The sequence below is a fragment of the Enterobacter vonholyi genome (assembly GCF_040834095.1).
Taxonomy (GTDB): domain Bacteria; phylum Pseudomonadota; class Gammaproteobacteria; order Enterobacterales; family Enterobacteriaceae; genus Enterobacter; species Enterobacter vonholyi.
On record NZ_CP162152.1, the window covers coordinates 2,930,616 to 2,951,775 of the forward strand.

20 protein-coding genes are annotated in these 21,160 nt (G+C 57.5%); 8 read left to right on the plus strand and 12 right to left on the minus strand.

Annotation, left to right across the window (positions count from 1 at the left end; translation table 11 throughout):
• Position 1: 1 nt before the first annotated feature.
• The gene (locus AB3N39_RS13795) at positions 2-1,468 is read left to right on the plus strand and encodes an aspartate aminotransferase family protein (protein ID WP_126330746.1); all 1,467 of its coding nucleotides are present in this window, start codon (positions 2-4) and stop codon (positions 1,466-1,468) included.
• A gap of 36 nt (positions 1,469-1,504) precedes the next feature.
• Here AB3N39_RS13795 and AB3N39_RS13800 read toward each other — a convergent pair whose 3' ends face one another.
• The gene (locus AB3N39_RS13800) at positions 1,505-2,020 is read right to left on the minus strand and encodes a protein disulfide oxidoreductase (protein ID WP_133294797.1); all 516 of its coding nucleotides are present in this window, start codon (positions 2,018-2,020) and stop codon (positions 1,505-1,507) included.
• A gap of 251 nt (positions 2,021-2,271) precedes the next feature.
• On the opposite strand from AB3N39_RS13800, the gene AB3N39_RS13805 reads away from it, so the two are divergent.
• Together AB3N39_RS13805 and AB3N39_RS13810 are read left to right on the plus strand one after the other, a co-directional pair.
• The gene (locus AB3N39_RS13805) at positions 2,272-2,595 is read left to right on the plus strand and encodes an RcnB family protein (protein ID WP_048992494.1); all 324 of its coding nucleotides are present in this window, start codon (positions 2,272-2,274) and stop codon (positions 2,593-2,595) included.
• Complete coding sequence (locus tag AB3N39_RS13810; protein WP_367896814.1) at positions 2,546-3,025, plus strand: GNAT family N-acetyltransferase; 480 nt, start codon at positions 2,546-2,548, stop codon at positions 3,023-3,025. The genes AB3N39_RS13805 and AB3N39_RS13810 overlap by 50 nt, the downstream gene beginning before the upstream one ends.
• A 91-nt stretch (positions 3,026-3,116) precedes the next feature.
• On the opposite strand, the gene apbC is transcribed toward AB3N39_RS13810, so the two are convergent.
• Positions 3,117-4,226, minus strand: a complete 1,110-nt coding sequence (gene apbC / locus AB3N39_RS13815; protein WP_127731658.1) for an iron-sulfur cluster carrier protein ApbC — start codon at positions 4,224-4,226, stop codon at positions 3,117-3,119.
• Between the two features lie 137 nt (positions 4,227-4,363).
• Here apbC and metG point away from each other — a divergent pair, with 137 nt between their 5' ends.
• On the plus strand, positions 4,364-6,397 hold the full coding sequence (gene metG, locus AB3N39_RS13820) for a methionine--tRNA ligase (RefSeq protein WP_047652495.1): 2,034 nt from the start codon (positions 4,364-4,366) through the stop codon (positions 6,395-6,397).
• Positions 6,398-6,428: 31 nt separating this feature from the next.
• Here the strand turns inward: metG and AB3N39_RS13825 are convergent, their stop codons facing one another.
• The 3 genes from AB3N39_RS13825 to AB3N39_RS13835 are packed head-to-tail and all read right to left on the minus strand — an operon-like array spanning position 6,429 to position 9,344.
• Positions 6,429-6,899, minus strand: coding sequence for a DUF1456 family protein (locus tag AB3N39_RS13825; RefSeq protein ID WP_115875826.1), 471 nt, complete (start codon positions 6,897-6,899; stop codon positions 6,429-6,431).
• A gap of 46 nt (positions 6,900-6,945) precedes the next feature.
• A complete protein-coding gene (gene btsR, locus AB3N39_RS13830; RefSeq protein WP_024908144.1) occupies positions 6,946-7,665 on the minus strand; it encodes a two-component system response regulator BtsR in 720 nt (239 codons plus the stop codon).
• Positions 7,659-9,344: a sensor histidine kinase gene (locus tag AB3N39_RS13835; protein ID WP_032642882.1), complete on the minus strand. Its 1,686-nt coding sequence runs from the start codon at positions 9,342-9,344 to the stop codon at positions 7,659-7,661. The genes btsR and AB3N39_RS13835 overlap by 7 nt, the downstream gene beginning before the upstream one ends.
• A 217-nt stretch (positions 9,345-9,561) precedes the next feature.
• On the opposite strand from AB3N39_RS13835, the gene mlrA reads away from it, so the two are divergent.
• Together mlrA and AB3N39_RS13845 are read left to right on the plus strand one after the other, a co-directional pair.
• Entirely contained in the window at positions 9,562-10,302 is a 741-nt protein-coding gene (gene mlrA / locus AB3N39_RS13840) for an HTH-type transcriptional regulator MlrA (protein ID WP_115875827.1), read from the plus strand.
• Between the two features lie 69 nt (positions 10,303-10,371).
• Complete coding sequence (locus AB3N39_RS13845; protein WP_008500895.1) at positions 10,372-10,485, plus strand: protein YohO; 114 nt, start codon at positions 10,372-10,374, stop codon at positions 10,483-10,485.
• On the opposite strand, the gene AB3N39_RS13850 is transcribed toward AB3N39_RS13845, so the two are convergent.
• The 5 genes from AB3N39_RS13850 to bglX form a co-directional block, all read right to left on the minus strand.
• A complete protein-coding gene (locus AB3N39_RS13850; protein WP_325848584.1) occupies positions 10,460-11,197 on the minus strand; it encodes an ABC transporter permease in 738 nt (245 codons plus the stop codon). The genes AB3N39_RS13845 and AB3N39_RS13850 overlap by 26 nt on opposite strands.
• On the minus strand, positions 11,181-12,131 hold the full coding sequence (locus tag AB3N39_RS13855; protein WP_136195421.1) for an ABC transporter ATP-binding protein: 951 nt from the start codon (positions 12,129-12,131) through the stop codon (positions 11,181-11,183). Before AB3N39_RS13855 ends, AB3N39_RS13850 begins: the two co-directional genes overlap by 17 nt.
• A complete protein-coding gene (locus tag AB3N39_RS13860; RefSeq protein ID WP_133294801.1) occupies positions 12,124-13,281 on the minus strand; it encodes an ABC transporter permease in 1,158 nt (385 codons plus the stop codon). The genes AB3N39_RS13855 and AB3N39_RS13860 overlap by 8 nt, the downstream gene beginning before the upstream one ends.
• A 12-nt stretch (positions 13,282-13,293) precedes the next feature.
• The gene (locus AB3N39_RS13865) at positions 13,294-14,211 is read right to left on the minus strand and encodes an ABC transporter substrate-binding protein (RefSeq protein WP_115875831.1); all 918 of its coding nucleotides are present in this window, start codon (positions 14,209-14,211) and stop codon (positions 13,294-13,296) included.
• Positions 14,212-14,358: 147 nt separating this feature from the next.
• Positions 14,359-16,656, minus strand: coding sequence for a beta-glucosidase BglX (gene bglX, locus AB3N39_RS13870; protein ID WP_021241491.1), 2,298 nt, complete (start codon positions 16,654-16,656; stop codon positions 14,359-14,361).
• Positions 16,657-16,845: 189 nt separating this feature from the next.
• On the opposite strand from bglX, the gene dld reads away from it, so the two are divergent.
• Together dld and AB3N39_RS13880 are read left to right on the plus strand one after the other, a co-directional pair.
• Entirely contained in the window at positions 16,846-18,594 is a 1,749-nt protein-coding gene (gene dld / locus AB3N39_RS13875; protein WP_115875832.1) for a D-lactate dehydrogenase, read from the plus strand.
• A gap of 112 nt (positions 18,595-18,706) precedes the next feature.
• Positions 18,707-19,261, plus strand: coding sequence for a GNAT family N-acetyltransferase (locus AB3N39_RS13880; protein WP_115875833.1), 555 nt, complete (start codon positions 18,707-18,709; stop codon positions 19,259-19,261).
• Between the two features lie 94 nt (positions 19,262-19,355).
• Here AB3N39_RS13880 and pbpG read toward each other — a convergent pair whose 3' ends face one another.
• On the minus strand, positions 19,356-20,279 hold the full coding sequence (gene pbpG, locus AB3N39_RS13885; RefSeq protein WP_367896815.1) for a D-alanyl-D-alanine endopeptidase: 924 nt from the start codon (positions 20,277-20,279) through the stop codon (positions 19,356-19,358).
• A gap of 167 nt (positions 20,280-20,446) precedes the next feature.
• Entirely contained in the window at positions 20,447-21,034 is a 588-nt protein-coding gene (locus AB3N39_RS13890) for a Yip1 family protein (protein ID WP_023312454.1), read from the minus strand.
• Between the last annotated feature and the right edge of the window lie 126 nt (positions 21,035-21,160).

Consider the following 21,160-nt stretch of genomic DNA (forward strand, 5'->3'; position numbering starts at 1 on the left):
GATGTCTGATTCAAACCCAATTTTGTTCTCCTCTGCGCAGAGCATTGAAGCTTATCAGCAGGCGATCGAACAAAGCACTCAGGCTGTGATGCAGTGGCTGAAACAGCCTGAGATGTACCAGGGCAAAACGGTCGCAGAACTGCGCGACCGTATTAAGCTGGATTTCAACCCGAAAGGGCTGGGCAACGAAGCGGCGATTGAACGCGCCGTGGAGTTCTTCCTGAAAGACAGCCTGTCCGTTCATCACCCGCAGTGTGTGGCGCACCTGCACTGCCCAAGCCTGGTCGTAAGCCAGGCGGCGGAAGTGCTGATCAACGCCACTAACCAGAGTATGGACTCCTGGGATCAAAGCCCGTCCGCAACCATCATTGAGATCAAACTGATCGAGTGGCTGCGTACCCGCGTGGGTTATCAGGCTGGCGACGCGGGTGTCTTCACCAGCGGCGGTACCCAGAGCAACCTGATGGGCCTGATGCTGGCGCGCGATGCGTTCTTTGCGCGTCAGGGTCATTCCGTTCAGCAGGACGGCCTGGTAGGCGATCTGCGTAAGATCCGCGTACTGTGCTCCGAGAACGCGCACTTCTCCGTGCAGAAAAACATGGCGCTGATGGGCCTGGGCTACCAGTCCGTGGTGCAGGTGAAAACGGACGAATTCTCCCGCATGGATCTGACCGATCTGGCGGCGAAAATTGAGCAGTGCAACGCGAACGGCGAGCAGATTCTGGCGATCGTCGCAACGGCAGGTACAACCGATGCCGGTGCTATTGACCCGCTGCGTGCAATTGCAGAGCTGGCCGCTAAGCAGAACATCTGGGTACACGTTGATGCGGCCTGGGGCGGCGCGCTGCTGATGTCTGAGCAGTATCGTCACTACCTTGACGGCATTGAGCTGGTGGATTCAGTGACCCTGGACTTCCATAAACAGTTCTTCCAGACCATCAGCTGCGGCGCGTTCCTGCTGAAAGAAGCGCGTCACTATGAGCTGATGCGCTATCAGGCGGCTTACCTGAACTCTGAGTTCGACGAAGAAGCAGGCGTGCCTAACCTGGTCTCCAAATCGCTGCAGACCACCCGTCGTTTCGACGCGCTGAAGCTGTGGATGAGCCTGGAAGCGCTGGGTCAGGAGCAATACGCGGCGATCATCGATCACGGCGTGACCCTGGCACAGCAGGTTGCGGCCTACGTGAAAGCTCAGCCTGCGCTGGAACTGGTTATGCAGCCGCAGCTGGCAAGCGTTCTGTTCCGCTTCCGCGGTCAGGTGCAGATGGATGACGCTGGCATCGCCCTGCTGAACCAGAAAATTGGTGACGCGCTGCTGGAATCCGGCCGTGCGAACGTCGGTGTGACCGAGCATAACGGCGTGACCTGCCTGAAGCTGACGCTGCTGAACCCAACCGTGACGCTGGAAGATATCAAAATCCTGCTGTCTCTGGTTGAGCGCACCGCGCAGGAAGTTCTGGCTAAGTAACACAAAACCCCTCTTCCGCCGGAAGAGGGGTTATCTTTACAGCCCTGCCCACCACATTCTGATTTTCAATCCCCAGTAGCTCGTCCAGCCCGTTGTGGTACTAACAACGTTCCCCTTCGACACAACCACCAGCGTTGGCGTGACGCTCACATGCCACTGCTGCGACAAAGCACCGTTTGCATCGTTAATCACCGGCATTTTCAGCTGTTTCTTATCAACCCAGCGCGCAAGCTTTGCATTGTCACCAGAGCGCATGGCGATACTCACCACGTTCCCGCCCTCGTCTGCCAGCTGATTAACCGCAGGCGTCGTGTAGCGGCAAATGCTGCACCAGGTGGCCCAGACATAAATCAGCAGCGGGCGCTCCTGGCTGAGCGCCGCGATATCGTGAATGTTGCCGTCGATGCTCTGCATCGGTGTTGCGCTAAAACTGGCGGGGAGCATCGGTTTTCGATATTGATCCACACCCCACACTACGGCCAGCGTCAGCAGAACGAGTATTATCCCTTCCCGCGCCCAGCGGCGCAGTCGATTGATTTTGCGGTTATCCATTGTGACCTCGTGTTTTAACGAAGGTCATCTTAGCGGGCATTACACCACTATGCTGTAAAGAAGTGTCGCGTCTGTTTGCTGGTAAAGATCTTTTCATCGATGAGGCTTACCAAACGGAAAACGGTTATCAGGTAGGTTCATTTTTGTTACATTTTTTTTCGAACAAGCCATAGTCTGATATTTAAAATAGGCAGGTTGCCGTATTGTTGACAGGCAAAATCAAACTTAAAAACCGTTCAACTGGAGAAAAAATGGCTAAGTGTAAATGGCTGCTTCTGGGTGTCGTGATGTCTCTGGCAAGCGCGGCGAATGCAGCACCACAAGCGGCATCCGGCATCAAGGCCTATGAAGAACAAGAGTTCATCGCTGACTTCACGAAATTCAAAATTGGCGACACGGCGCCGGCGCAGTATCAAACGCCGGAGTACACCATCAAACAGTACCAGCTGCGTAACCTGCCGGCTCCGGATGCCGGAACCCACTGGACCTACATGGGCGAGAACTATGTGCTGATCGGCGATGCGGATGGCAAAATCTACAAAGCCTACAATGGAGATATTTTCTATCACCGCTAATACCATCCTGATTCGCCCCTGGCAGGAAAGCGATCGCCCTTTCCTGCGCACGCTTTTCCTCCACGCCCGGCGTGAAGCCTGGCCATGGCTGGACGGTTCAGACTGGCAGCTTGAAGACTTTGACGCGGTAACGCGTGACGAAATGATTTGGGTTGCCACGCAGAACGGCCATCGCCTGGGTTTTGCTTCCGTCTGGACGAACGATAATTTCCTGCACAACCTGTTTGTAGATCCGCAGTATCAGAGCATGGGCGTCGGGCATGAGTTGCTTGAACACGTGCAGAAAACGTTTACCAGTACGGGTTCACTTAAGTGTCTGGTGAAGAATGCGCGGGCTATTGCGTTTTACCAGCGGCACGGCTGGCACATTGAGGCGACGGGTGATTCTCCGGACGGAGAGTACTATCTGATGCATTATCGGCTAGAGTAAGTCAGGTGGCGCTTCGCTTACCTGACCTACAAAACCGTATTTCGTAGGCCGGGTAAGGCGAAGCCGCCACCCGGCACTAAGCGAAGAGGTATTACACCGCGCGGAACGCGATTTCGCCCGGGATCACTTCGCCCTGCCAGTAAAGCTGCGCCGCAACGCGTCCCGCCAGCTGGCGATACATATCTGCAAATTCGCTGTCCGGACGGCTGACGACCGTCGGTTTTCCGCTGTCCAAATCTTCACGCAGGGTAATGTGCAGCGGCATCTGCCCAAGCAGTTGGGTGTGATACTTCGCGGCCAGTTTTTCTGCGCCACCGGTACCGAAGATAGGTTCGTGGTGACCGCAGTTGCTGCAGATGTGCATGCTCATGTTCTCAACGATACCGAGCACCGGCACTTCCACCTTCTCGAACATTACGATGCCTTTTTTGGCGTCGATCAGCGCGATATCCTGCGGCGTCGTCACCACAACGGCCCCCGTGACCGGAATGTTTTGCGCCAGCGTCAGCTGAATGTCACCGGTGCCCGGCGGCATATCCAGTACCAGATAATCCAGATCCGGCCACATCGTCTCCTGCAGCATCTGCAGCAGCGCTTTGCTGGCCATCGGGCCGCGCCAGACCATGGCGTTATCGTCAGTCACCAGATAACCGATGGAGTTGGTCGCCAGACCGTGAGCCATGATTGGCGCCATGTGGGTGCCGTCCGGCGAGGTTGGACGCTGGTTTTCCGCACCCAGCATGTTCGGAATAGACGGACCGTAGATATCCGCATCCAGAATGCCGACCTTTGCCCCTTCCGCCGCCAGCGCGAGCGCCAGGTTAACGGCGGTAGAGGATTTCCCTACCCCACCCTTACCCGAGCTGACGGCAATGATATTTTTCACGCCGTTCACGCCAGGCTGGTTTTTCACACGCTTCAGCGTGGCAATGCTGTGGCTCAGCTTCCAGTCAATCGCCTTCGCGCCGGTAATGCGCAGCAGCTCAGAGCTGGTCTGCTCTTTCAGTGCGTCAAAGGCGCTGGTCCAGACGAACGGCATCTGCAGCTCAATGTGCAGGGTATCGTCCAGCCAGGCAACGTGGTGTAACGCTTTCAGCGTAGTGAGATTGTGCTTCAGGGTTGGATGCTGAAAGTTAGCCAGCGTCCCGGCGACCATTGCTCGTAAGGCTTCCGGTGATTTGGCCTGGGATTGAGAACTCATCCCGACTCCTTTGTTCTTGTGAATAAGACCTTAGATGAACAAGTTTACCTGAAAGGCCGTGGTTTGTGCTTACTTAATAATGCCCCTTTTGGTAATATCGAAAACCCTTTTCACAGTTAAAAGAAGTAATGCCTACTATGACTCAAGTCGCGAAGAAAATTCTGGTAACGTGCGCACTGCCGTACGCCAACGGCTCAATCCACCTCGGCCACATGCTGGAGCATATCCAGGCTGATGTCTGGGTCCGTTACCAGCGAATGCGCGGCCACGAGGTTAATTTCATCTGTGCGGACGATGCCCACGGCACGCCTATCATGCTGAAAGCGCAGCAGCTGGGGATCTCCCCGGAGCAGATGATTGCCGAAATGAGTCAGGAGCATCAGACTGATTTTGCTGGCTTTGACATCAGCTATGACAACTATCACTCCACGCACAGCGACGAAAACCGCGAGCTGTCGGAGCTGATCTACACCCGTCTGAAAGAGAATGGTTTTATCAAAAACCGCACCATCTCTCAGCTGTACGATCCGGAAAAAGGCATGTTCCTGCCGGACCGTTTCGTCAAAGGCACCTGTCCGAAATGTAAATCCCCGGACCAGTACGGCGATAACTGCGAAGTGTGCGGCGCAACCTACAGCCCGACCGAGCTTATCGAGCCGAAATCCGTGGTTTCTGGCGCCACGCCTGTCATGCGTGACTCCGAACATTTCTTCTTCGACCTGCCGTCCTTCAGCGAAATGCTGCAGGCGTGGACCCGCAGCGGCGCGCTGCAGGAGCAGGTGGCGAACAAAATGCAGGAGTGGTTCGAATCTGGCCTGCAGCAGTGGGATATCTCCCGCGATGCGCCGTACTTCGGCTTTGAAATCCCGAACGCGCCGGGCAAATACTTCTACGTCTGGCTGGACGCGCCAATCGGCTACATGGGCTCCTTCAAGAACCTGTGCGACAAGCGTGGCGACACCGTCAGCTTCGACGAATACTGGAAGAAAGATTCCACGGCCGAGCTGTATCACTTCATCGGTAAAGACATCGTTTACTTCCACAGCCTGTTCTGGCCGGCCATGCTGGAAGGCAGCAACTTCCGCAAGCCTACCAACCTGTTCGTGCACGGTTACGTGACGGTCAACGGCGCGAAGATGTCCAAGTCCCGCGGTACGTTCATCAAAGCCAGCACCTGGCTGAACCACTTCGATGCGGACAGCCTGCGCTACTACTACACCGCGAAGCTCTCTTCCCGCATCGACGATATCGACCTGAACCTGGAAGATTTCGTGCAGCGCGTGAACGCGGACATCGTCAACAAGGTGGTGAACCTGGCCTCCCGTAACGCGGGCTTTATCGCCAAACGCTTTGACGGCGTGATGGCGGCTGAACTGGCTGACCCTGCCCTGTACAAAACCTTTACCGACGCGGCAGCTACCATTGGCGACGCGTGGGAAACTCGTGAGTTCGGTAAAGCCGTGCGCGAAATCATGGCGCTGGCCGACCTGGCAAACCGCTATGTGGACGAGCAGGCACCGTGGGTTGTCGCTAAACAGGAAGGTCGCGATGCCGATCTGCAGGCGATCTGCTCTATGGGCATCAACCTGTTCCGCGTGCTGATGACGTACCTGAAGCCGGTTCTGCCACAGCTGGCGGCCCGTGCCGAAGCATTCCTGAACACCGAACTGACCTGGGATGCCATCCAGCAGCCGCTGCTCGGCCACAAGGTGAACACCTTTAAAGCGCTGTACAACCGCATCGAGATGAAGCAGGTTGAAGCCCTGGTGGAAGCGTCTAAAGAAGAGGTTAAAGCGGCTGCGGCACCGGTCACCGGCCCGCTGGCAGACGATCCGATTCAGGAAACCATTACCTTCGACGATTTCGCTAAAGTCGACCTGCGCGTGGCGCTGATTGAGAACGCGGAGTTCGTGGAAGGCTCTGACAAGCTGCTGCGCCTGACGCTGGATCTGGGCGGCGAGAAGCGTAACGTCTTCTCCGGCATCCGTTCAGCCTACCCGGACCCGCAGGTGCTGATCGGTCGTCAGACCGTGATGGTGGCGAACCTGGCGCCGCGCAAAATGCGCTTCGGCATCTCTGAGGGGATGGTGATGGCTGCAGGCCCTGGCGGGAAAGATATCTTCCTGTTAAGCCCTGACGAAGGCGCGAAGCCTGGCCAGCAGGTGAAATAACAAAAAAGCCGGAGATAATCTCCGGCTTTTTTTATGGTTTAGGATGATGCACCCGGTGGGTCAGCCCGCGCAGGAAATTACGCAGGAACTGGTCGCCGCACTCGCGGTAGTTTTTATGATCCGGCGCGCGCATCATGGCGGTGACTTCCGGCACGGATACGCGGAATTTTTGCTCGGTCATGATCGCCACGATATCGTCCGTTTTCAGCGAGAACGCGATACGCAGCTTTTTCAGCACCGTGTTATTGTTCACGCGACGCTCCAGCGCCAGCTCTGGCGCGGCAGGATCTTTGCCACGCTTATCGTAAATCAGGCCGTTCAGGAAACCGGACAGAATGATATCAGGGCAGCGGACAAAGCCCTCTTCGTCTTCTTTAGTCATCCACGTGTCAAAACTCGCAGACGTGGATTCCATGTCGGACAGCGCAAGAATGCGCACCATGTCGTTATTGTTCGCTTTCAGGGTGTAGCGCAGGCTACGAAGAATATCGTTACTTAGCATAGAGCCTTCGAATGTCGATGATGCAATGGCGCGCAGTGTACCAGCTTTACAGCCCAATCGCCTCTTTCAAACTCTTCAGGTAGCGGCGGCTGACGGGTACCGTTTGCCCGGCACGCAGCACCAGTTCGGCCTGGCCGTTATCTTCCAGGCGGATCTCCTTCAGGTGCGCCATGTTCACCAGATACTGGCGGTGGCAGCGGATCAGCGGCGTGCGGCTCTCGAGCGTGCGCAGGGTCAGCTCGGTAAATCCTTCGTTCCCTTCCGCGCTGGTGACAAACACCCCGCTCAGGCGGCTGCTGACGAACGCCACATCATCCATCTGCAGAAGATAGATCCGGCTGTGCCCGGTGCAGGGGATAAACTTCAGCGGCTGCTGGTTCTCCGGCAGCAGCGTGACGTCCTGTACGGTTCTTTCCTGGCGTAAACGGGTGAGCGTTTTTTCAAGGCGCTTCTCTTCGATCGGCTTGAGCAGATAGTCAAACGCGTGCTCCTCAAAGGCCTTAACGGCATATTCGTCGAACGCCGTCAGAAACACGATGTAGGGACGATGTTCCGGGTCGAGCATGCCGACCATCTCCAGGCCGCTGATGCGGGGCATCTGAATATCAAGGAACAGCACGTCCGGGCGCAGCTTGTGCACCGCGCCGATGGCCTCAATGGCGTTGGCGCACTCACCCACAATCTCAATATCCGGCTGCTCCTGCAGCAGAACGCGCAGGTTTTCCCGTGCCAGCGGCTCATCATCCACAATCAGCACTCTTAACATGCGTTTTCCTCCAGCGGCAGTCGTACGGTAATACGTGTAAATCGGTCGGGCTCGCAGGCGACGGTAATGCCACAGTCATCGCCAAAATGGGCGCGCAGGCGTTTATCCACCAGGCTCATCCCTAAACCGCCGGAGGCGGAAGGCTGGTAAAGCCCGGCATTATCTTCAATATCCAGCACCAGATGGTGGTTAAAACGGCTGGCGGCAATGGTTATCTCCCCTGTACCCAGAAGCTGTGACGTGCCGTGCTTAATGGCGTTTTCGACAATAGGCTGCAGGGTAAAAGCCGGGAGGTGTTGATACGCCAGCTCGTCCGGCACGGAGAGCGTCACCTGCAGGCGCGACTGGAAACGCGCCTGCTCAATCTGCAGATAGGCGTTCACGTGCTCAATCTCGTCGGCGAGGGTCACGATCTCAGACGGCCGCTTCAGGTTCTTGCGGAAAAAGGTCGACAGAAACTGCACCAGCTGCGCGGCCTGATCGCTGTCGCGGCGGATCACCGCTTTGAGCGTGTTGAGGGCATTAAACAGGAAATGCGGGTTGACCTGGGCATGCAGCAGCTTAATTTCAGACTGCGTCAGCAGGGCTTTCTGCCGCTCATACTGTCCGGCGAGGATTTGTGCGGACAGCAGCTGAGCGATCCCCTCCCCCAGCGTGCGGTTGATCGAGCTGAAAAGACGGTTTTTTGCCTCATACAGCTTGATAGTCCCCATCACCCGCTGATTTTCCCCGCGCAGCGGAATCACCAGCGTGGAGCCCAGCTTGCACTGCGGATGCAGCGAACAGCGATAAGGCACTTCGTTACCGTCGGCATACACCACTTCGCCGGTTTCGATGGCGCGCAGCGTATAGGCTGAGGAGATCGGTTTACCCGGCAGATGGTGATCGTCCCCTGTGCCGGTAAAGGCCAGCAGCCGCTCGCGGTCGGTTATGGCCACCGCGCCGATATCCAGCTCCTTGTAGAGCACCTGCGCGACCTTCATGCTGTTTTCTTCGTTAAACCCCTGGCGCAGTATCCCTTCGGTCGAGGCGGCGACCTTCAGCGCCGTGGCGGAAAACGCCGAGGTGTACTTCTCAAACATAGCGCGCTTGTCGAGCAGAATGCGCATAAACAGCGCCGCGCCCACGGTGTTGGTCACCATCATCGGAGCGGCAATGCTGCTTACCAGGTGCAGCGCATCCTCAAACGGACGGGCAATCAGCAGAATGATCGCCATCTGCGCCATTTCGGCCACAAAGGTAATGGCTCCGGCGGTGAGCGGGCTGAAGACTTTATCCGGACGGCCGCGCTTAATCATATAGCTGTGCACCAGGCCGCCGAGCAGCCCTTCCACGATCGTGGAGATCATGCAGCTCAGGGCCGTCATCCCGCCCATGGAATAGCGATGCAGCCCCCCGGTTAAACCGACAAGGCCACCGACGACGGGACCGCCCAGCAGCCCGCCCATCACCGCGCCAATCGCGCGCGTATTGGCAATAGAATCTTCGATATGAAGACCAAACCAGGTCCCCATAATGCAGAATATGGAAAATACGACGTAACAGAGGAACTTGTGCGGCAGACGAACGGTGACCTGCATCAGCGGGATAAACAGGCGCGTTTTACTCATCAGCCAGGCAATGACAAGAAACACGCACATCTGCTGAAGCAACAGCAGCACCAGATTAAACTCGTACATACTCAAAACCGCACACGCTAAAAACGCGTAACATACACTGATGCGGGGTTACTTTCTTTGAAGCATTCCAAAAAAGCACAAAATCGTGTCCGTTATCACACCTTTTTCTGAATATCGTGCATGCTTCGCATTGTTTGTTCAAAAATCAATCAATCCTTCCTGGTTCGCAAAAGTGGGTCTACAGTTAAGCTGGGAACGCGTAAGCCAGGGGGCGAATATGGCGTTTTACACGATAGGTGAAGTGGCACTCCTTTGTGATATCAATCCCGTTACCCTACGGGCGTGGCAGCGACGGTATGGATTGCTCAAACCGCAAAGGACCGACGGCGGGCATCGCCTTTTTAATGAGGCCGATATTGACCGCATCCGCGAGATTAAGAGCTGGATCGACAACGGGGTGCAGGTCGGCAAAGTGAAGTCTCTGCTGAGCCACGACGACCCGGACACGCAGCACCTCTGGCGCGAACAGCAGGAAACCCTGCTGCGGCTCCTGCAGGCGGGCAATCTTCAGCGCCTGCGCGCATGGATAAAAGAGCAGGGCCGCGACTATCCGGCACAGACGCTGATCTCCCATCTTTTCATCCCGCTCCGTCGACGCCTGCAGTGCCAGCAGTCTACCCTGCAGGCGCTGCTCAGCATGCTCGACGGGGTGCTGATCAACTATATTGCCGTCTGCCTTGCCTCAGCGAAGAACAAAGCCGGAAAAGATGCGCTGGTAGTCGGCTGGAACGTGCACGATACCACCCGCCTGTGGCTGGAAGCGTGGATTGCTACCCAGAAGGGCTGGCGCGTGGATGTTCTGGCACACTCGCTGGCTCAGCTTAAGCCTGAGTTTTTCGACGGCCAGACCCTGCTGGTCTGGTGTGGCGAAGTGCCGTCCGCCACGCAGCAGCAGCTTCTGATGGAATGGCGAGAAAATGGTTACCCGGTTTATTCCCTTGGGCCGGATGAGCCATAACGGCATTTAATGGTTCATTAACAGCTGCGCTTCACCGTATAATTGTTCCGTTAACAACAGGAGCACATGATGAAGGCAACCAAACTGGCCATTATTACCCTTTTTGTCCTGATGGCCGTGAGCGGTATCGGCGGCGTGATGCTGGCAGGGTACTCGTTTATTGTTCGCGGCGGTGTCGGCTGAGGTACAGCGCCAGCCGCTCAAAAAGGCGATCGACGACGATTGCCGCCAGCGCGACCAGCACCGCCCCCTGCACAATATAAGCCGTATTAAACCCGCTTAAGCCGATAATGATCGGCGTCCCCAGCGTATTGGCACCGACCGTCGACGCAATAGTCGCCGTCCCGATGTTAATGATGACCGACGTGCGGATCCCGGCAATAATAACCGGCGCCGCAAGCGGCAGTTCAACCTTGCGCAGCCGCTGGCCGCAACTCATCCCCATCCCTTCTGCCACGCTCAGCACTGACGCCGGTACCGCCGCGAGGCCCGCCAGCGTGCCCTGCAGCACCGGCAATACGCCGTATAGAATCAGCGCAATGATCGCCGGCTGCTGACCAAAGCCCATAACCGGAACCGCTATCGCCAGCACCGCCACGGGGGGAAACGTCTGTCCAATGGCCGCAATCGCCTCCACCAGCGGGCGAAACTCCCGACCCGCAGGCCGCGTGACCGCGATGCCCGCCCCCACGCCCAGCACGATCGCGACAGCGCTTGAGAGCGCAACCAGCCAGAGATGCGCCAGGGCGAGATTAATAAAGCTCTCCTGCTGATACACCGGCCGCGGCAGCCCGGGAAAAAGGCTGTTAAACAGCGCCGCGCTGTGGGGCATCAGAAACAGCAAGGCGATAAAGAGCGCTACCAGCCAGAGGAGCGGATCACGCAGAGCCTTCACGCGTCACCTCCCCGGCCAGCAGATCGCGAAAATGTAAGGTTCCGCACGGCGCCCCCCGGTCATCCGAGACGGGCAATACCTCGCACTGTCGCGCGACAAACGCGGAGAGGGCATCCCGCAGGCTCATCTGCGCCTGTAGCGGTTCGCCGCTCACCGGCACCTCTTCCCGTCGCATATAGTCGCTGACCGTCCGCAGGGAGAGCAGCCTGACGCCCAGCTCGCTGCGGCCAAAAAACTCGCGCACAAAGTCGTTCTTCGGCCAGGTTAACAGCTCAAGCGGCGAGCCCTGCTGCACCACTTCGCCATGATCCATCAGCACCAGATGGTCGGCCAGGCGCAGGGCTTCATCAATATCGTGCGTCACGAGAACGATCGTGCGTCCGAGAATGCGGTGAATGCGGGTCATCTCCGCCTGCAGCGCCCCGCGCGTGACCGGGTCCAGCGCGCCGAAGGGTTCATCCATTAGCAGTACCTGCGGGTTGGCCGCCAGCGCGCGCGCCACGCCCACGCGCTGCTGCTGCCCGCCGGAAAGCTGGTGCGGATAGCGATCGCGCAGCGCGGGCTCTAACCCCAGCAGGGACATCAGTTCATCCACCCGGTCAGCGATTTTTGCCCGCGACCATTTTTCCAGCTGCAGCACGGTGGCGATGTTCTGCGCCACCGTCCAGTGCGGAAACAGGCCGATAGACTGAATGGCATAGCCCATCCGACGGCGCAGCTCCAGCACCGGCAGGCTGCGGATCTCTTCTCCGGCAAAGCGAATCAGCCCGCTGTCATGCTCAACCAGACGGTTGATCATCTTCAGCGTGGTGGATTTTCCCGAGCCCGAGGTGCCAATCAGCACGGAGAACGCCCCCTCGGCAAAGTTCAGGTTCAGATGGCTCGCCGCCGGGCGACCGGCAAAGGTTTTACTGACATCATGAAATTCAATCATTGGCTCTTCTCCCGAGCAGCGCGAGCCATAAGGCAAACAATGCGTCGACGACCACCGCCAGCGCAATCGTGGGCACCACGCCCAATAGCACCAGATCCAGAGCGCTGCTCAGCAGCCCCTGGAACACCAGTGCGCCAAAGCCACCCGCGCCAATCAGCGCCGCAATCACCGCCATGCCGACGGTTTGAACCGCCACCACACGCAGGCTGCGCAGCAGCAGGGGCAGCGCCAGCGGGAGCTGAATCTTCCAGAAACACTGCCGCGCGCTCATTCCCATCGCATGGGCGCTTTCCAGCACGTCAGGTGCGACCTGACCTAAGCCCGCCACCACGCCGCGCACCAGCGGAAGCAGCGCATACAGCACCAGCGCGATAAGCGCGGGCGTTAACCCCGTCCCGGCGACACCGAGCGTTCCGAGCACCGGGAATGACTTCACCAGCCCCGCCAGCGGGGCAATCAGCAGGCCAAACAGCGCAACGGATGGAATGGTCTGGATAACGTTGAGCACGGCAAAAACCCCACCCTGGCGTGAAGGATGGCGATAGCACCACATGCCAAGGGGGATCCCAACCAGAAGCGCCGGAACGAGCGTACCGAAGAGGATCGTCAGGTGCTGCGCGAGGGCATCATCAAACACCTCCTGACGGTTGGCGTACTCTTTTAACAGCGAGAGGTTGTTCAGTTCCCCGCTGAACAGCAGGAGTAAAGGAATACACCATATCTGCGCATTGAGCACCCAGCGCCAGACCGCGCTGGCGATGAGTCGACGAATGGCATCGCTGCAGGCCAGCAGACACAGCGCCAGCCACAGCCACAGGCCGCTGCCGATAGTGGTTCTCGCGAGCGGACTTTCCGCCGATGCCATATGCGTCGCCGCCAGTCCTGCGCTCCAGAACAGCACGATGAAGAGTCCTTCAGAGAGGAGCAGCGTCAGCCACTGCGCCGGGCGTCCCTGCCAGAGCGACAGGATCACCCACGCGCCCAGCGCCGCCGCCAGCCACCCCGGCGTAAACGACCAGACCTGCCAGAGCGCTTTGCCCTCCCCCGACATCAGGCGGTTTGGGGCAACGTTGACAAACGGTAACGCTACCGCCGTGATGGCCACGCAGGCCAGCAGCAGCAGGACGCGGTTATGACATTTTATTGGCACAGCCCTTTCCCGTTACTTCACAAGCCCTTGTTGTTTCAGGAAGTCGGCGGCCACTTTTTTGGCATCCAGCCCCTCGACGGCAATGCTGGCATTCAGCTGCTGCAGCGTTTTTTCATCAAGCTTTTCGAAAACCGGTTTGAGCCATTCGGCAATCTCCGGATAGGCTTTCAGCACCGCCTCACGCACGACCGGGGTCGGAGCGTAAATCGGCTGTACGCCTTTAGGATCGGTCAGGGTTTGCAGGCCGAGCGCCGCCACCGGGCCGTCGGTGCCGTAGGCCATTGCCGCGTTAACGCCGGAGGTTTGCTGCGCCGCCGCTTTGATGGTTACCGCCGTATCCCCGCCCGCCAGCGAGAGCAGCTGAGCCTGGTCGAGCTTGAAGTCGTAGGCTTTTTCGAACGCCGGAAGCGCGTCAGGACGCTCGATAAACTCCGCGGACGCAGCCAGCTTAAAGTCGCCCTTCTCTTTCAGGTAGCGGCTGAGATCCGCCAGAGAAGTCAGCTTCCCTTTCTCCGCCACGTCCTTGCGCACGGCGATAGTCCAAGTGTTGTTGGCCGGTGCCGGGGTCAGCCAGACCAGCTTGTTCTGTTCCGCGTCGAGTTTTTTGACTTTCTCATACCCGGCTTTGGCGTTTTTCCATGCCGGATCGTTTTCATCTTTGAAGAAGAATGCGCCGTTGCCGGTGTATTCCGGGTAGATATCCAGCTCGCCGGATGTAATCGCGCCGCGCACGACGGGCGTGGTGCCGAGCTGGACTTTATTGACCGTTTTCACGCCGTGACTTTCCAGCACCTGCAAAATAATATTGCCGAGCAGCGCGCCTTCGGTATCGATCTTTGAGCCCACTTTTACCGGCTCCGCCGCCTGTAACGGCAGGCTCAGCGCCGCCAGTAACACCGCAGATCCCAACATCCCCTTTGCAATCGTCATTCCGCTATCCTCATTTTTTTGCTGCCTTTTTCAGAGGCTTGAGAGAAAAGCGTAGCTTAAAACGGCGGAATTAACCGTCAAAATGCCTTTTTAGCATAAGGTAAGACGCCTCCCCCGCAGGACGGGGGGAGGCAAAGGAGGGAAAGGTTACAGCAGCTCGAACTCGCCTTTATTCACGCGGGCGGAGTCCACGCCGATAAAGACGTTAAATTTGCCTGGTTCCGCATCATATTTCATCTGCTGGTTCCAGAACTTCAGCGCATCCACGTCGATCGGGAAGCTGATGGTTTTGGTTTCCCCTGGCTTGAGGTTGACCTTCTCGAAGCCGCGCAGCTGCTTCACCGGACGGCTCATCGACGCGGTAACATCCTGCACGTACATCTGAATCACCGTAGCCCCTTCGCGCTTGCCGGTGTTGGTTACCTCGACGCTGGCGGTAACGTTGCCGTCACGCTTCAGGGTCGGCGCCGACATTTTCACGTCAGAGACCTTGAAGGTGGTGTAGCTCAGGCCGTAACCAAACGGATACAGCGGGCCGTTAGCTTCGTCGAAGTAACGAGACGTGTACTTGTTCGGCTTGTCGGCATTGTACGGACGACCGGTGTTCAGGTGGCTGTAGTAAACCGGGATCTGCCCGACGGAGCGCGGGAAGGACATCGGCAGCTTGCCCGACGGGTTGTAATCACCAAACAGCACGTCGGCGATGGCGTTACCGCCTTCGGTACCGGCGAACCACGTTTCCAGAATGGCGTCAGCCTGCTGGTCTTCTTTCACCAGCGCCAGCGGGCGACCGTTCATCAGCACCAGCACCAGCGGCTTGCCGGTCGCTTTCAGAGCAGCGATCAGATCGCGCTGGCTCTGTGGAATCGTGATATCGGTACGGCTGGAGGCTTCGTGCGCCATACCCTGCGCTTCCCCCACGACCGCGACCACGACGTCAGACTGCTTCGCGGCGTTCACCGCCTCGTCAATCATCTCCTTCGGCGTGCGCGGATCGACCTTCACCGCTTCCTCGTACTGGTTGAGGAAGGTCACGATATCTTTATCGTTGGTGACGTTCGCCCCTTTGGCGTAAACCACTTTGGCGTTTTCACCGACGGCACTCTTGATACCGGTCAGCACGGTCACGGACTGGTCAGCCACGCCCGCGGCAGACCAGCTGCCCATCACGTCGCGCTTGCTGTCGGCCAGCGGGCCCACCACGGCAATGGTGCCGGATTTTTTCAGCGGCAGCGTGTCGAGGCGGTTCTTCAGCAGCACCAGGCTTTCGCGCGCGACGTCACGCGCCTCTTTGCGGTGCAGGCGGCTTTCAGCGTTGGTATCTGCCGGGTCAGAGTCTTTCGGGCCCAGATGGCTGTACGGATCGTTAAACAGCCCCATGTCGTATTTCACGTTAAGCACGTGGCGCGTGGCATCGTCCAGCTCCGCCATCGTCACCTTCCCGCTCTTCACCAGCCCCGGCAGGTATTTGCTGTAGTACTCGTCGCTCATGCTCATGTTGATGCCGGACTTGAGCGCGACGCGCACCGCGTCTTCCGGATCGGAGGCGGTGCCGTGTTTGATCAGCTCTTTAATCGCGCCGTGGTCGGATACGGTGATGCCCTTAAAGCCCCACTGGTCGCGCAGCACGTCTTTCAGCAGCCAGGAATCGGACGTCGCAGGCGTGCCGTTCAGCGAGTTCAACGCTACCATCACCGCGCCGCTGCCCGCATCAAGCCCTGCCTTGTACGGCGGCATGTAGTCGTTGAACAGGCGCTGCGGGCTCATGTCGACGGTGTTGTACTCTTTCCCACCTTCAACCGCGCCATAGGCCGCAAAGTGTTTGACACTGGTCATCACCGAGTAGCGGTCCGCCGGGCTTTTACCCTGCATCGCTTCCACCATGGTTTTACCCATCGTGGAGGTTAAGTACGTATCTTCACCAAAGCCTTCCGAGCCGCGGCCCCAGCGCGGATCGCGCGAGACGTCCACCATGGGCGCCCAAGTCATGTTCAGGCCGTCGTCCGCCGCTTCATAAGCAGACACGCGCCCGACGGTTTTCACCGCATCGAGGTTAAAGGAAGACGCTAAGCCGAGGCTAATCGGGAAGACGGTACGCTGGCCGTGCACCACGTCATAGGCGAAGAACAGCGGAATCTTCAGGCGGCTGAGATCCATCACCTGATCCTGCATCTTGCGGATATCCTGGCGGGTGACGGTATTAAAGATGGCCCCTACCTGCCCGTCTTTGATCATCTCGCGGATGGCCTCTTTCGGGTTATCCGGGCCGACGCTGATCAGACGCAGCTGGCCGATTTTCTCATCGACCGTCATTTTCTTGAGCAATTCCGTGACAAACGCATCCCGCGCTTCAGGCGTGAGCGGGTGATTGCCAAACAAATCCTCTGCCAGCGCAGGTTGCAGCGCCAGGCTGACGGCGACACCTACAGAACATAGCCATTTCATGTCGTTTTACTCTCTCATCAATAACCGCCGGACGATCTCGGCCATACCGTGCGAAAAGCGCAGTGTGCCACAAACCCTCTGAACGTTGCAGGGTTATTCTCTGATTTTTCTCGTGAATACTCGACCGCTTAACAGTTAATCGCGCTATGCTTTACAGCGAGAAATTTGCCCCACCACAAGGAGTGGAAGATGTCTTCTGTTCGAACTGACGATAACAAAGCATTTATTAACGAACTGTCGCGCCTGGTTGGCTCCTCTCACCTGCTTACCGACCCGGCTAAAACCGCCCGCTACCGCAAGGGCTTCCGCTCCGGTCAGGGCGAGGCGCTGGCGGTGGTTTTCCCCGGCACGCTGCTGGAACTGTGGCGCGTGCTGAGCGCCTGCGTCGCGGCCGACAAGATTATTTTAATGCAGGCGGCCAACACCGGCCTGACCGAAGGCTCCACGCCGAACGGCAACGATTACGATCGTGACATCGTGATTATCAGTACCCTGCGTCTCGACAAGCTCCACCTGCTGGATAAGGGCGAGCAGGTGCTCGCGTTCCCCGGCACCACGCTTTACTCCCTCGAAAAAGCGCTTAAGCCGCTGGGCCGCGAACCGCACTCGGTGATTGGCTCCTCCTGCATTGGCGCCTCGGTGGTCGGCGGGATCTGCAATAACTCCGGCGGCTCGCTGGTGCAGCGCGGCCCGGCGTATACCGAGATGTCGCTGTTTGCCCGTATTGACGAAAACGGCAAGCTGACGCTGGTGAACCATCTGGGAATCGATCTCGGCGTGACGCCAGAACAGATCCTCAGCAAGCTTGACGACGATCGCGTGAAGGACGAAGACGTGCAGCACGACGGTCGTCATGCGCACGATCACGACTACGTGACCCGCGTACGGGATATCGACGCCGATACGCCGGCGCGCTACAACGCCGACCCGGACCGCCTGTTTGAATCCTCCGGGTGCGCCGGGAAGCTTGCCGTTTTTGCTGTGCGTCTGGATACCTTCCCGGCAGAGAAAAAGCAGCAGGTATTTTACATCGGTACCAATCAGCCTGAGGTTCTGACGGAAATCCGCCGTCATATTCTGGGCGAATTCAGCAATCTTCCGGTGGCGGGCGAGTACATGCACCGGGACATTTACGACATCGCCGAACGTTACGGCAAAGATACCTTCCTGATGATCGACAAGCTCGGCACCGACAAAATGCCGTTCTTCTTCACCATGAAGGGCCGCACCGATGCGATGCTGGAGAAAGTGTCGCTGTTTAAACCCCACTTCACCGACCGCTTTATGCAGAAGCTGGGCAACGTTTTCCCGGCGCATTTACCGGAGAGAATGAAAACCTGGCGCGACAAGTATGAACATCACCTGCTGCTGAAAATGGCCGGGGACGGGATTGCCGAAGCGCAGTCCTGGCTGACCGAATACTTCAAAACCGCCGAAGGGGATTTCTTTGCCTGTACGCCTGAAGAGGGCAGCAAAGCCTTCCTGCACCGTTTTGCCGCCGCAGGCGCAGCCATCCGTTACCAGGCGGTGCATTCCGAAGAAGTGGAAGATATTCTGGCGCTGGATATCGCCCTGCGACGTAACGACAGCGACTGGTTCGAGCATCTCCCGCCGGAAATCGACAGCAAGCTGGTGCACAAGCTCTATTACGGCCACTTTATGTGTTATGTCTTCCATCAGGATTACATTGTCAAAAAAGGGGTCGACGCACACGAACTGAAGGAGCAGATGCTCGCCCTTCTGCGTGAACGCGGCGCACAATATCCTGCGGAACATAACGTCGGACATCTTTATGAAGCCCCTGACGCACTTAAGCAGTTTTATCGCGAGAATGACCCTACAAACAGCATGAATCCCGGCATTGGTAAAACAACGCGGAAGAAATACTGGAAAGAGAGCGCAGACGCGGAGCAGCGCATAACGCAAACGTCTGATTAATTCCTACAGCCAAATTTGAGAGATTGTTAAGCGCTCCTTAATCGTAATAGAGTAACTGCTTATCGCCGGAGAAACGTTTCTCCGGCTTTCTATAACGAGGAGCAGGCACATCATGTCGGCTGTTGATGTTTTATCCGAGACCGAACTGGAAGTGCGCGACGCCCTTCCCGATGATGTGCATGCTATTGCCGCCATCTATGCCTGGCATGTGCTTCACGGGCGCGCGTCGTTTGAAGAAGTCCCCCCCACCATCGACGAAATGCGACATCGTATGAAAAGCGTGGCTGAGCACGGTTTACCGTGGCTTATCGCGCTGTATCGCGGCATCGTGGTGGGCTACTGCTACGCCACGCCTTACCGTCCGCGGCACGCCTACCGTTATACCCTGGAAGAGTCGATATACGTTGATGCCAGCATTACCGGGCGCGGTTTTGGCTCGGCACTGATGGATGCGTTGATTGAACGCTGCGAGCAAGGGCCGTGGCGGCAGATGATTGCCGTGGTGGGAGATGGCAATAATAATGCCGGCTCGTTGCGGCTGCATAAAAAGCACGGCTTCGAGATTGTCGGTCAGCTGCGCAGCGTGGGGTATAAGAAAGGCGACTGGCGGGATACGGTGATTATGCAGCGCCCGCTCAACGATGGTGACTGGACGCTGCCGGAATAAACGCAAAACGGTAACCTGGGTTACCGTTTTTAGTGTTTTCTCCCTCTCCGACAGGGAGAGGGTCGGGGTGAGGGCATCTGCGGGCAGAGGGAAATTAATCGTTCTGCGCCGTCGCCATCTGCTCGGCTTTCTGCTTTTTATACGTCAATGCCGCGGCCGGTACAGGCTGCACTTTTCCGGTTTCAATCCAGGTGCGCAGGCGGCTCGCGTCCGCGAAGTGGGTATATTTGCCGAAGGCATCCATCACCACCAGCGCCACCGGCTTACCGTTAAACACGGTGCGCATCACCAGACAGTGTCCTGCCGCGTTGGTAAAGCCGGTTTTCGTTAGCTGAATATTCCAGTTATCCCGGTAAACCAGATGGTTAGTGTTGCGGAACGGCAGCGTATAGGCCGGGTTCGCAAAGGTCGCCATCTCTTCACGGGTGGTGCTGAGCTGACCAATCAGCGGATACTGTTTGCTGGCAATCAGCAGTTTCGTCAGATCGCGCGCCGTGGAGACGTTGTTGATCGACAGCCCCGTCGGTTCAACGTAGTGCGTATTGTTCATCCCCAGCGCTTTGGCTTTCGCGTTCATCGCTTGGATAAAGGCGTCGTAGCCGCCCGGATAGTGGTGCGCCAGGCTCGCCGCCGCGCGGTTTTCAGACGACATCAGCGCCAGCAGCAGCATATTTTTACGGCTGATTTCACTGTTCAGACGCACGCGAGAGTAGATCCCCTTCATCTCCGGCGTGTGGCTGATATCTACTTTTAGCTTTTCGTCCAGCGGCAGATGTGCATCAAGCACCACCATCGCGGTCATTAATTTGGTAATTGAGGCGATCGGGCGCACCAGGTCCGGATGGCTGGCATAGATCACCTTATTGGTGTTGAGATCGACAATCATCGCGCTGCCGGACGCAATTTGCGGTTGAGCAGCGGCGGCGCTCACCGCGGGCGTTTTGGCGACGGCCGGCACGGCAGCGGACGCGCCCAGCAGCAGCGCCAGGCTAAGTAAAGAGACTCGGAATTTCTGCATGGTGAGACTTCTGATAATTATTCACGCACGTCATGACGTACACCGCCTGTATCAACGGATAAACACAGGCTGGCTTCGGCATCATAGCGGTCACCGGGCGTTGTCGCCAGCGGATAATCGTGAACAGATGCTGCATTGCTGGCATTTACGCCAGCAATGCAGTGAACTCAGAAGAGACGGTATCCGTAACCCCAAAGAATAACCGTCAGCGCCAGTAGCGCCTCCAGCACCAGCACCCCAATGGCGAGTGTTGAACTGGAAAAACTCAGGCCTTCTTCTTTATTGATATTCAGGAAGGTTGGAACCCCAAGATACAGCAGATACCCGGTGTAAAAGAGGGCAATGGTACCGATCAGCGCGCACAGCCAGACCAGTGGATAGAGCGCAACAATACCGCTTAAGAACAGCGGGGTCGCGACATATCCGGCAAAGACCATACAGTGCGCCAGCGATGGACGCTGCGGATAGTTACGCGCCATCCAGTGTATGACGCGCCCCATAACCGCCACACCCGCCAGCATCAGGCCATAAAAAACGATGGCCAGATAGAGCCCGGTAAACCAGGAAAGCTGAACTACGGTGCCGTCACCGAAGTTCCAGCCGATTTGTGTTGTTCCGATAAAGGCGCATATTACCGGCACCGCAGCCATCAGCAGCACATGGTGCGTGTAATGATGCGAGACCGTTTCGTTCTCACTTTTAATGACATGCATTTCACGATCGGGATGGGAGAAAAGTCCCCAGACATGGTTCATAGCGCCCCCTTGTTGTCGGCCCGTCAGCGATACCTTAAGTATAATGCAGGCTTTAGATTATTTTATGTACAGTGGGAAATTTCCGTTGATTTCCCCGCTGTTGATTCACGGGGTATATGATTAAAC